The 11,721-nt window shown below is 37.1% G+C and carries 10 protein-coding genes; 9 read left to right on the forward strand and 1 reads right to left on the reverse strand.

From position 1 onward, the window contains the following. Window positions 1-120 precede the first annotated feature (120 nt). The 5 genes from QNH24_RS10435 to QNH24_RS10455 are packed head-to-tail and all read left to right on the forward strand — an operon-like array spanning window position 121 to window position 4,888. The gene (locus QNH24_RS10435) at window positions 121-396 is read left to right on the forward strand and encodes a hypothetical protein (RefSeq protein ID WP_283872038.1); all 276 of its coding nucleotides are present in this window, start codon (window positions 121-123) and stop codon (window positions 394-396) included. After that, window positions 396-1,919 (forward strand): sodium:solute symporter family protein, encoded by a 1,524-nt coding sequence (locus QNH24_RS10440; RefSeq protein ID WP_283872040.1) that lies wholly within the window; start codon window positions 396-398, stop codon window positions 1,917-1,919. The genes QNH24_RS10435 and QNH24_RS10440 overlap by 1 nt, the downstream gene beginning before the upstream one ends. A 15-nt stretch (window positions 1,920-1,934) precedes the next feature. After that, entirely contained in the window at window positions 1,935-3,266 is a 1,332-nt protein-coding gene (locus tag QNH24_RS10445) for an ArgE/DapE family deacylase (RefSeq protein WP_283872042.1), read from the forward strand. 15 nt (window positions 3,267-3,281) lie between these two features. After that, the gene (locus QNH24_RS10450; RefSeq protein ID WP_283934533.1) at window positions 3,282-4,109 is read left to right on the forward strand and encodes a mycofactocin-coupled SDR family oxidoreductase; all 828 of its coding nucleotides are present in this window, start codon (window positions 3,282-3,284) and stop codon (window positions 4,107-4,109) included. An 11-nt stretch (window positions 4,110-4,120) separates the two neighbouring features. Further along, the gene (locus QNH24_RS10455) at window positions 4,121-4,888 is read left to right on the forward strand and encodes an SDR family NAD(P)-dependent oxidoreductase (RefSeq protein ID WP_283872046.1); all 768 of its coding nucleotides are present in this window, start codon (window positions 4,121-4,123) and stop codon (window positions 4,886-4,888) included. A gap of 62 nt (window positions 4,889-4,950) precedes the next feature. Here the strand turns inward: QNH24_RS10455 and QNH24_RS10460 are convergent, their stop codons facing one another. Further along, window positions 4,951-6,552, reverse strand: a complete 1,602-nt coding sequence (locus QNH24_RS10460; protein WP_283872048.1) for a PucR family transcriptional regulator — start codon at window positions 6,550-6,552, stop codon at window positions 4,951-4,953. Window positions 6,553-6,831: 279 nt separating this feature from the next. Here QNH24_RS10460 and QNH24_RS10465 point away from each other — a divergent pair, with 279 nt between their 5' ends. From QNH24_RS10465 to QNH24_RS10480, 4 genes are all read left to right on the forward strand, one after another. Next, on the forward strand, window positions 6,832-7,989 hold the full coding sequence (locus tag QNH24_RS10465; RefSeq protein ID WP_283872050.1) for a M20 family metallopeptidase: 1,158 nt from the start codon (window positions 6,832-6,834) through the stop codon (window positions 7,987-7,989). Between the two features lie 15 nt (window positions 7,990-8,004). Further along, window positions 8,005-9,171 carry an iron-containing alcohol dehydrogenase gene (locus QNH24_RS10470; RefSeq protein WP_283872051.1) on the forward strand — a complete coding sequence of 389 codons (1,167 nt, stop codon included), beginning with the start codon at window positions 8,005-8,007 and terminating at the stop codon, window positions 9,169-9,171. 24 nt (window positions 9,172-9,195) lie between these two features. Continuing rightward, a complete protein-coding gene (locus tag QNH24_RS10475) occupies window positions 9,196-10,680 on the forward strand; it encodes an aldehyde dehydrogenase family protein (RefSeq protein ID WP_283872800.1) in 1,485 nt (494 codons plus the stop codon). Window positions 10,681-10,928: 248 nt separating this feature from the next. Beyond that, a complete protein-coding gene (locus QNH24_RS10480) occupies window positions 10,929-11,720 on the forward strand; it encodes a DeoR/GlpR family DNA-binding transcription regulator (protein ID WP_283872052.1) in 792 nt (263 codons plus the stop codon). The last annotated feature ends 1 nt before the right edge of the window (window position 11,721 follow it).

Consider the following 11,721-nt stretch of genomic DNA (forward strand, 5'->3'; position numbering starts at 1 on the left):
ATTTATTGACTTTTTACTGACCTAAAAATAATATGTACAATAACCGGTTTAACAAATAAATGCTTTAAAGCAGCAATTAAATGTTTGAATAATGATATAAAGACACAAGGGGTGATTGATTTGAAATCAGTTGTAACAAGAAATATCATTTTCTCTGCTTGCTTTATCGGGTTAATTTTACTAGCAAGTTTTCCAGGCTTATTTGATTTTAGTAATAAAATTGAGCCAAGAATTTTCAGTTTATCCTTTGCTTATTTTTGGCAAATTTCTATGAATATCTTGATTTTTGCGCTATTAATAATTTGGTATTTTGTAGATTCCAAGTATGGGGATTTAGATATTGATATAGAGCCTTTAACGAAAGCCGAATTGCTAGAAAGAGAGGTGACTCGTTAATGCTATCTATTACCTTTATTGTCATCTTCTTTGTCATCGTTTTTGCAATCAATGCTAAAAATTTTGGTGTTAAGTCATTCGAGGAATATGCAACTGCACGAGGAAGCTTTGGGGTTGTGGCGATTTCATTAGCCGTATTTTCAACCTGGTATGTTGGTGCCACATTTACTGCTTTTGCAGGCTATTCAGTAGGCTATGGATTTATTGGTCTTTACGTACTGACATATGCAACCTTAACAATGCTTTCCATGTATTTGGTTGCCGAAAAAACATATATTTGGGGTAAAAAATATCATATTGGTACGCAGGCTGAGTTAATGGATTTACGCTACAAAAGCAGCATGGTGCGGTTAGTAGTCGGTATTGCAGGAATTGTCTTTACTGCCCCATGGCTATTAATGGAATGGATTACCCAGGGCGTTATTTTCAACTATGCCACGAACGGTTTAATTAGCCCTGTTGTTGGGATGATTATTGGCATTATTGTTGTGCTTGCTTATGTTTCATTAGGTGGAATGAAATCAGTCATTACAGCGAATATTTTCCAAGGTGCTTTTATGTTTTTCGTTGGAACTGGTGTAATGATTTATATGATTTTTAAATTTGCTGGAGGAATATCTTCAGGTATGGATTCTTTAGTGGCTAATTATCCTGAAACATTAACATTCCCTGGACCTGGTTGGGAATTACCTACTCCGTTTTGGACGTCGATTATTATAACTAGTGGATTAGGAGGATTCATGTGGCCGTGGGTATATAATAAATTATTTGCCTCAGATAGTATTCGCTCCATCAAACAATCTGCATTAATTGCGCCTATTATCGGAGGGATCTTCTATGTAGCGTTCCAGCTACTCGGAAATGTACTGTATATGAATGATACAGCAAGAAGTAATCCTGAAGAAGCGTATATGTGGGCAGCTGGACAAATTGGGCCATTCGTACTTGCTCTCATGTCTACAGTTATTATGGCGACAAGTATTGCAACAGTAAGTGGAATTATTCAAGCTATGTCAACATCGATTTCTCGTGATGTTGCGACCGTTATTAAAAAAGATATTTCTGAAAAAACGGCAATGAAAATAGCAAGAATATCAGTATTTATAATAGGAGCCATTTGTGCAGTATTAGCAACGGTAGATGTAGGGGCATTAATTAATGTAGCATTATTGTCCTATCAAGGGATTATTATGATTTTCCCTGTGGTGATTCTTGGTCTATATTGGAAGCGTGCGAATAAAGAGGGTGCAATTGCAGGAATGCTTGTTGGCACAATTGTATCCATGACACTAACTGTAACAGAGCCAGCATTTATTGCAGATTTAGGATGGTCTGCTGGTGTATACGGTCTGATAATAACAACTATTATTATGATTATTGCTGGGTATATGAAACCAATAGAGGGACATGTTGAGGAACTGTGGCAAGATGTAGAAATGGCAAGACAACATAAAAAGGCAGTTTCGCTGAATGCAACAGAAACGGAACCAGTCGTGGCGAATATCGGCTTGAAAAATGAGTAAAACAGGAGGAATAATATGAAAAATACATTATCAGTTGAAAACATTCAGCGAGACGTGTTAGCTACCATAGATGAGATGCGTGAAGAAATCATTCAATTAGCAAGTAATATGGTGAAAATTCCAAGTGTAAACCCAAATTACGATGGGGTCAACAAGGCTGAAGTGATTGGTGGAGAAAAGAATGTACAGCTATTTTTGAAGCCAATCTTTGAAGGAATTTGCGATGAAGTAGATATGTGGGAGGTTGAGGAGCATCGGCCAAATTTAGTAGGAAGAATGAAAGGTTCAGGTAATGGTGGTAAATCTCTTATTTTTAATGGACATATTGATGTAGTGCCTCCTGGTCCAAACTCAGACTGGAAATTTAATGATCCATTTTCGGGTAGAGTGGAAGATGGCAGATTGTATGGACGTGGCGCATGTGATATGAAAGGTGGAATTGCTGCTCAAATTATGGCAGCAAAAGCCTTGAAGAAATTAGGTGTGCAGTTGAAAGGGGATCTATTGCTAGAAACGGTTGTTGGTGAAGAAACGATGGATCATGAACTGGGGGTTACTGCTACTGTGGAAAGAGGCTATACGGCTGATGCGGCAATTGTATCAGAACCCTCTGGGCCACCACAAAGTTTAGCTGTAGTGCCAGTTAGTCCAGGTGTCATTAGAATGCATATAACAGTTAAAGGGAAAACAACACATGCTTCTGTCCGTAGAGAGTTTATTCGGGCAGGTGGGAAGCATGGTGAGGTTGGCATCAATGCCGTCGAAAAAGGGATGTATATTGTACAAGCACTACAACAATTAGAAGACGAATGGGGATTTACCAAAAAACATGAGCTGTTTGAACCAGGACATTTTTCAATTCATCCCGGCATCATACATGGAAAATCCTATGATGTAGATTTACCGTTTGTCGTTTCGGATTATTGTACGATTCAATATGCAGTATGGCACCATCCTAAGGAAACCTTTGAGGAAGTAAAGGCAGAAATTTTAGGACATGTAGAAAGAGCTGTGCAGAATGATTTATGGTTACGAATTAATCCTCCAGAAGTTGAATTTTTATTGCATTGGCCTGCATTTGATGTAGCGGTAGATCATCCGATTGTGCAAGCAACAAGTCGTGCACACAAAGAAGCAACCGGTGAAGAAGCGACTATTCATGGCTTTGTAGCCGTGGCGGATGCAGCATTTTTAAATGCCAAGGGAATTCCTTCTATTATATATGGTCCAGGAAGTATTTTAGTAGCCCACGCTGCAAATGAGTACGTACTAGTTGAGGATTTAATAAAAGCTGCTAAAACATATGCCTTAACAGCCATAGATTGGTGCGGTATTGAGGGTTTATAAAAGGAGGTGTAGATGATGGGGAAATTAGCTGGGAAAACTGCCTTTATTACAGGTGGTGCTCGAGGAATGGGCAGGGAGTATGCTCTACGGTTTGCAGAGGAAGGCGCAGCAATCGTGATTACTGATATTGCGAAGGATGTCCCGACTGTTGCCTATGAAATGGCAAAACAATCGGAATTAGCACAGACCGTGGATGAAATAAAAAAGCACGGTGTAGATGCCTTAGGTTTAGTAGCGGATGTTCGTAATGCACAGGAGCTTGAATTAGCTGTACAAAAGACCATTGAACATTTTGGAAAAATCGATATTCTAGTAACAAATGCGGGCATATTATCGTATAACAAGCTATGGGAGATGTCAGAACAGCAATGGGATGAAATGCTCGATATTTGCTTAAAGGGTACCTGGTTAACCTGTAAATATGTACTTCCACATATGATTGATCGTCAAGCAGGGAAAATTTTATGTGTATCATCAGTGAATGGACTTCGAGGCGGTCAAAATGTAGGACATTATGTGGCTGCAAAACATGGAGTATTAGGATTAGTCAAAACTTTAGCAATGGAGGTAGGGCCCTATAATATTCATGTCAACGCTATTTGTCCAACCGCTGTTGATACAACAATGGCTAATAATCAAGCTACCTATGATCGTTTGGCTAACAAAAAAGGAGCTACAAGAGAAGAAGCGACACCTGCATTTGGCAATCATCATGTATTCCCACATCAAGATTTTATCGCGCCGAAGGATGTTATTAATGCAGCACTTTTCTTAGTGTCAGATGATTCCAACAATATTTCAGGATCACATATTGCAGTGGATGCTGGCTATTTGACAATGTAGGAGGGAACTATATGGTAGGTAGATTACAGGATAAAGTTGTAGTGATTACAGGTGCTGCACAGGGAATCGGCTTTGCAACAGCGAGGAAATGTGGCCAAGAGGGAGCGAAAGTCGTTATTTCGGATTTTAATGTAGAAAAATTACAGGAGGCTTCTAGACAATTACAGCTAGATGGCTTTGATGTTCATGCAGTAGTATGTAATATCACAGATGAAGAGCATATTGCTAAGCTTTATGAGGAAGCAATAAAAAAATATGGCTATATTACAACAATTGTTAATAATGCAGGCATTTTTGTCAATAATACAGCCGAAACCTTTGATGTGATCACCTTTGAAAAAATTGCTAATATCAATATTAAAGGTGTGATGCTCAGCACTAAACATGCCATTCCATATTTAAAGGGACAAGAGGGTAGTTCTATCATCAATTTGGCATCTATTTCAGGTATGATCGGTACCAAAAACCATAATTTGTATATTATGACAAAGCATGCAGTGGTAGGTATTACACGAAGTACTGCTGTAGAGCTTGGGCAGTATGGGATTCGTGTTAATGCAGTATGCCCAGGATTAACAGACACGAATATGGCAGAGCAGCTAATCGAGGGAGATGGGGGCGGTCAATCTATACGGCAGGCTTATGAAAATGCCTATTTATTAGGAAGATTAGGTAGACCAGAAGAAATCGCCAATACAATTTCATTCTTAGCTTCAAATGAAGCATCCTTTATCACGGGGGCCTTAATACCTGTGGATGGTGGCTATACGGCAACTTAAATTATCTAAAAACAGTCTATTTTTATCGATTACATAAAAATAGACTGTTTTTGGTACAGCAATTATTGATAAGTAGGGAGTTGAAGCTCTTCTAGTAAGAAGCCAATATAAAATAAAATTTGATCCTGTAGTTTTTCAGGATTGAGCTTTGTGATTTCTTTAATTAAGCTAAGACGATAACGGACTGTATTTTTATGAACGAAAAGCTGCTCAGCGGTTTTATTAAAATCGGCGTTATTAAATAAAAATACTTTCAACGTATTATAGAGCTCCGCTGTCTTTTTTTCATCGAATTCTTTCAATGGCATTAAGTATTCCTGCTGAAGATATGAAGCCTCTTTAATAGGTTGACTGGAAAAAAGGATTCGTTCAAAGTTTAATTGTTCAAAATTTACGACCTTCGATAATTGATTTTTTTTCGCTTGTGCAAAATGTAATGACACTAATGCTTCGTTGTAGCTTTTTACAATAGATTGTAAATCATATAATCTCCCAATACCGCCAAAATAAGCATTGTTGACATTATATTTGGCTAATAGATAATCGATTTTTTCACAAATAAATGCAACATCAATTTCTGCTGTCGCATCTAACAGCATAACTAAATAATTATTGGAATCAAACCCTATCTTGGTTAAAGTATACTTTTCCAATAAGAAGATAAAATTTGATGTTAAGATAAGTGTATCTTGTTTGTTATAATCCGGGAATTTTAATTCAATTAAAAGTAATTGATACGGGTGATCCTTCAAATCCCAATTGACCTCTCTTGATACTCGAATTATCTCCTCAGTACTACTAAATTTTCCATGTAATAAATCCACTAGAAAGCCGCTTCTATTTTGCTGAGATAATGAAATAATACTTTTTATCTTTTGTAGCTCAGTTAATAGAATAGCAGTCGCTTGTGAAATGGCAACCTTTTCCCATGGAGCGTGAATATCTTGACAATCCCAAAGAATAATACATCCTTCAAGATATCGGTTTTCATAAATCGGCTTCACATATACTTGGATGGGCAGCTCCTGAAAACTTTCTTTCGTTAGGTTTTTTGTTTTAATAATATGGATTATCTCTGATGTCATTTCTTCATAAACGGATGTCAATTCAAATGAGCTATACAACTTATCAATGGAATGTAAATAAATAGTAGTCTTTTGGGAAGTCAATTTTTCAATTAATAGTGGTAATTGTTGGAAATCGGTTTTAGATAATAAGAAATATTGAAATTCTTCATAGATATTCTTTACTTTTTCTAATTCAAGTCTTTGTTCATTATTAATATGATTGACAATTGGAATAATCATATCTGCCCAAGCAATTTGGTTGTCCAGCTCAACTATAACAATCTCATATCGTTCTGCAAAATTCTGTACGTCTATGGAAATAGATGGAACATGCCGACCGATTTTAATGCCTAAGCCACTAACGCCTTTTTCAGAGAGTGTCAGAATTAATTTTTTTAATGTTTCATCTAAGCTACTTTCATTTTTTAAGAATGGAAAACCCGTTGTAAGAATGAAATTACCTCGTTCAATCCAAGCAAATCCATCTGGTGCGTCCACGATTGTAGCTCCTGTTACTTCCTTTTCCAATAAATCTTTTCCAGCGATAATCTTGGCATGTGTAAATTCTTGTAAAAGCATAACATCTTTTATCCGCAAGTTAATCACCTCATAATGTATGAATGAAAAGATGATTTTGTATGCTTTGAGCAACGTAATAGTAATTTTATTTTATAAAAAAATGGAAGCATTCTTTTGGCACTTAGCCAAAAAATACAATGCTATAGTAAGTGAAAGGTGAGATTACTAGTATAATACACTAAATTTTTGTAATTTTCACTCATTTTTTATTTGTAGCTTGAGGGTCCTTGACAATTTTGACTAGGAACATTCGCTACATGTCTATTGTGATACCAGTCTAGGAAGGGAGGTGTTTTTTTGATTAATAAGGAAAGAGCAACGCAATTTTTACAAACTTTAGTTCAAATCAATAGCGTTAATCCACCTGCTAATGAGCTGGTAGTTGCTCATAAAATAGCTGAGCATTGTACGAGCTACGGCTTAGAAGTAGATATTCAAATGATAGATGATGCTAGAGCAAACATCATTGTAAGACTATTAAGTAATGCAAAAGAAAAGAATGCTTCTTTGGTGTTCAGTGGTCACCTGGATACAGTTCCTGTTGGAGATATACCTTGGGATTACGAGCCTTTTTCGGCAGAAATCATTGATGGCAAAATGTATGGCAGAGGAACGACAGATATGAAAGGGGGAGTAGCTGCCTTACTAGAGGCAATGATTATTTTAAAGGAAAAAAAGATTCCTTTAAAAGGAGATTTATTGTTTTTAGGGACAGCAGGTGAAGAGGTGGATTGCATAGGCGCAAAACATGCCATTGAAACAGATATTGTAAAAAATGCTGGTGCCATTATTATTGCGGAACCGAGCAACGGGGAGATTTTTTGCGCGCATAAGGGTGTTTTATGGTTAGAGATTGAAACTTTCGGTAAAACAGCACATGGTTCAATGCCTCAAAATGGCATAAATGCTATTACGCATATGCACAAAGTTATAAGCGCCTTGCAAACTTATTCGTTTAGAGCAGTGGAAGAGCATCCCTTATTAGGTCGACCAACACTTGTCATCAGCACGATAAAAGGAGGGGTTACTACAAATGTAATACCAGATTATTGTGCAATACGTATAGATATTAGATACACACCGTTGCTATCTCATCAAGAAATAATAGAGGATATAAAGGGAATTATTGGAGAAATTCAAAAGACAGAACATGACTTCAATGCAAAGATCCATGTGCTACATGATTTAAATTCAATTGATTATTCAGGTAGCCAAGCATTATTAGCACAATTGAAAGCGGTGAAAAATGAATTATCCAATGTGACATTACTAGAAAAGGGTGTTAATTACTATACTGATGGCTCTGTTTTTTCAGTTGCTACAAATGCACCTATAATCATCTATGGTCCCGGCAATGAAAATTTAGCACACCAGCCAAATGAACATATTGAAATGAATGCCTTTTTTGATGCGATTGAATTTTATAGTGTTTTTGCAGAGAGATATTTAACTTGATAGGGAGGATTAAAAATGAATGCATATTCGGAAACTGTTTTTAATGCCAAAACGAAGATTTATACAGGCGTATCTTCTATAAAAAATTTGGGGCCTGTTCTACAAGAAATTGGTGCTCATCGTATTTTAATGGTCACAGATCAAGGAATTAAGCACTCGGGTATTTTAAAGAATGTGCTTGGTGAAATCCCTGAAAATATGGAGGTTTTGATTTATGACGAGGTAAAACCTAATCCAGATGTTGCAAGTATTGATGAAACTGCCAATAACTATAGGAAAAAAGAGATTTCAGCTTTAGTAGCTGTAGGAGGAGGTAGTGTAATTGATAGTGCCAAGGCTTTAGCAATTGTACTAACAAATGAGAGCTCTATTTCAGCCTATTATGGCTTCGATCAATATACTGAAAAGGCACTTCCGCTAATTGCTATTCCAACAACGGTTGGAACAGGGAGTGAAAGTGGAAATGCAGCAGTTATTACGGACGAGACAGATGGATTGAAAACGAAAAAATTAGTTTTTGGAGAAGATTTATTCCCTAGAGTAGCAATATTAGATGCAAGCTTATTACGTGCTATGCCAAGTGGTCTAATAGCCTCAACAGGGATGGATGCTTTAACACATGCTATTGAGGGATACGTATCTATTTGGAGCTCACATTTTACCGATGCACTTAATCTACATGCAGTACGAGTAATTGGAAAATCATTATTACCTGCCATTGCCCATAGTGAAAATACAGAGGCAATGCATGGCATGTTATTGGCTAGTTCTATTACAGGCTTAGGAATGGCTAATTCAGGGTTAGGAATGGTACATGGGATATCACACGCTATTGGTGCGCAATATGATGCTCCACATGGTATTGTCAATGCTATTCTATTGCCTTATTTACTAGAATACAATTGGATTGCAAATCCTGAGAAATTTAAAGATATTGCTGAAGCCTTACGTGTCAATATTGAAGGACTTTCGGTAGAGGAGGCAGCCAAAGCAGCTGTAGCCTATGTGAAGAATTTAACGAAAGAAGCTGGTATCCCTGAGAAGTTGAGTGCTATTGGTGTAAGCAAAGAGCATATCGATGTTTTAGTTGATATTGCCTTCCATGATGCTCAGTACATGGTGCCGAATCCACGCAAAATGTCTAGGCAGGACATCTATAATATTTTAGATCAATCAATTTAATAAGGAGGTCTATAGATGCTAGAGATGAAATTACCACAAGCAATTGAATTATTACCTAAGGTGCAAGCTTTTTTAGAGGAAACAAAGGGCTTATATATTAATGGAGAATTCATTCAATCAAAAGCCGGGAAAACCTTCGACACAATAAATCCTTCTACCGGAGATAAAATAACGGATGTATATGAAGCACAAGCGGAGGATATAGATGTAGCAGTGGAAGCAGCCAGAGATGCTTTTGATCATGGACCATGGTCAAAGATGGATGCTGCTCAAAGAGCCTTATTGATGCTAAAACTAGCGGATTTAATGGAAGAGCATAAAATGGAAATCGCTCAGATTGATGCCTTGGATAATGGTAAGCCGATTAATGAGGTTTTGGGAAATGATATTCCAAATGCTGTTGAGCAATTTAGATACTTTGCGGGCTGGGCAACCAAAAATATGGGACAAGTTCTGCCTGTAGCGGGTAATTTCCTAAATTATACAAGGCATGAGCCAGTAGGTGTAGTAGGGCAGATTATCCCTTGGAATTTTCCGTTTATGATGGTTTCTTGGAAAGTTGCCCCAGCATTAGCAACTGGATGTACTGTTGTCCTTAAGCCTGCGGAACAAACACCACTGTCTGCACTTTATTTTGCTCAATTAGTGTCTGAGGCAGGCTTTCCGCCAGGTGTTATTAATATCGTACCTGGCTTTGGTCCAATTGCTGGAGAGGCGCTAGTGATACATGAGAAAGTCGATAAAGTTGCATTTACTGGCTCTACAGATGTAGGAAAGGGCATAATGAAAAAAGCAGCTGACACAATGAAACGCGTGACATTAGAGCTTGGAGGAAAGTCTCCTAATATTATTTTGCAGGATGCTGATTTAAGTACTGCAATTCCAGGTGTTCTTTCGGGTATAATGGCCAATCAAGGTGAAGTTTGTAGTGCGGGTTCAAGAGTATTTGTTCATCGTAGCCAGTCCGAGGAGATCATTAAACAAATGGTGAGCTATGCTTCAAAAATTCAACAGGGTCATGCTTTAAATTTTGCTACACAAATGGGAGCACTTGTTTCGGAAAAACAGCTAAATCGTGTTAAAAACTATATTGAAATAGGTGTCGAAGAGGGAGCAACATTAGCATGTGGTGGTAAATCAACTGATAATGGCTATTTTATGGAGCCTACTATTTTTACAAATGTTTCTGATACGATGACAATTGCACAAGAAGAAATCTTTGGACCTGTTGTTGTTGTGCTAGAATATGATAGTTTGGATGAATTAGTAGAAAGAGCAAATAAGTCGAATTTTGGGCTAGCAGCAGGCATTTGGACACAGAATTTAAAAAACGCACATTCATTAGCTGCAAAATTAAATGCGGGTTCAGTATGGGTGAATTGCTATAATATGACAGACCCTGCTTCTCCATTTGGAGGATATAAGCAATCAGGCATCGGCAGGGAAATGGGCTCGTATGCTTTACAAAATTACACGGAAGTGAAGAGTGTTTGGATTAATTTGGATTGATGTTGTATTTTAATGAAACTAAACAAGTTCCCTAGTTATCATAAAAACTACTAGGGAACTATATTTTTGTAGAAAAATATAGTATTAGGGAGAAAAATTACACGAAATTTAGATAATTTTAATATTTATAGTATTGACAATTATCTAACTATTCTATAAAATTCAAAACAAATCCACATAAATACAGAATATGAATGTCGGTTTTGTGGATTTCGTTGGATTCTACTATGTGTTTGGAGTGATTGTGTATGTCCCTTTCGTTTGAGGAACGCAAAAAAGTAATTTTAGATATATTAGATTTAGAAGGCAAAGTGAAGGTAAGTGATGCCGAACAACTATTAAACGTATCAGGTGAGACTATACGTAGAGATATGGACCGATTGGAGAAGGAAGGGCTCCTGCACAAAGTTTATGGAGGTGCCGTGAAAGCTAAAGAAAAGTATGAACGGACATTTGAACAGAAAACTTCACTCAACAACTTAGAGAAAAGAATGATATGTAAGGCTGCAGCGAGTATTGTGGAGGATGGAGACGTTATTTTTATTGGTCATGGTACAACAGCCTATGAAATCGTTCGTTATTTAAGTGATAAACCAAATGTAATAGTGGTAACAAACTCTCTCCCGGTTCTTTCATTAGCAGCAGAATGCTTTCAAGGCAAAGTGCTTTTTGCAGGAGGTGAGTATGAGCATCGACAAAAATTTATGGGTGGTCCATTAGCTGATTTGTTTTTTAATCAATTAAAGGCAAATAAAGCCTTCGTAGCTGCAGGCGGAATTTCTTTAAATGAGGGCATTACAGATTATGATATTACTGGAGCTGCTATTTCAAAGAAATTAATAGAACGAGCTGAAAATACGATTATTTTAGCGGATCACACGAAATTTGGAGTCTCCACATTCGCACATATTTGTCATTTGGAAGATGTTGCTATGGTGATTACAGATCAAAAAAGCTCTACGCAATGGCAAGAACGCTTGGCCCAAAAAAAGGTTGAACTATTAATAGCAGGTGAAATTTTGGAGGATGTCAACGTATAGG

This window comes from Lysinibacillus pakistanensis, assembly GCF_030123245.1.
Lineage (GTDB): Bacteria > Bacillota > Bacilli > Bacillales_A > Planococcaceae > Lysinibacillus > Lysinibacillus pakistanensis.

Excerpts from the sequence above, each read along its gene's own strand:
- QNH24_RS10475 (WP_283872800.1), top strand. The coding sequence starts at position 9,196 with ATGAAATTACCACAAGCAATTGAATTATTACCTAAGGTGCAAGCTTTT.
- QNH24_RS10450 (WP_283934533.1), top strand. The coding sequence starts at position 3,282 with ATGGGGAAATTAGCTGGGAAAACTGCCTTTATTACAGGTGGTGCTCGA.
- QNH24_RS10445 (WP_283872042.1), top strand. The coding sequence starts at position 1,935 with ATGAAAAATACATTATCAGTTGAAAACATTCAGCGAGACGTGTTAGCT.
- QNH24_RS10455 (WP_283872046.1), top strand. The coding sequence starts at position 4,121 with ATGGTAGGTAGATTACAGGATAAAGTTGTAGTGATTACAGGTGCTGCA.
- QNH24_RS10440 (WP_283872040.1), top strand. The coding sequence starts at position 396 with ATGCTATCTATTACCTTTATTGTCATCTTCTTTGTCATCGTTTTTGCA.
- QNH24_RS10470 (WP_283872051.1), top strand. The coding sequence starts at position 8,005 with ATGAATGCATATTCGGAAACTGTTTTTAATGCCAAAACGAAGATTTAT.
- QNH24_RS10480 (WP_283872052.1), top strand. The coding sequence starts at position 10,929 with ATGTCCCTTTCGTTTGAGGAACGCAAAAAAGTAATTTTAGATATATTA.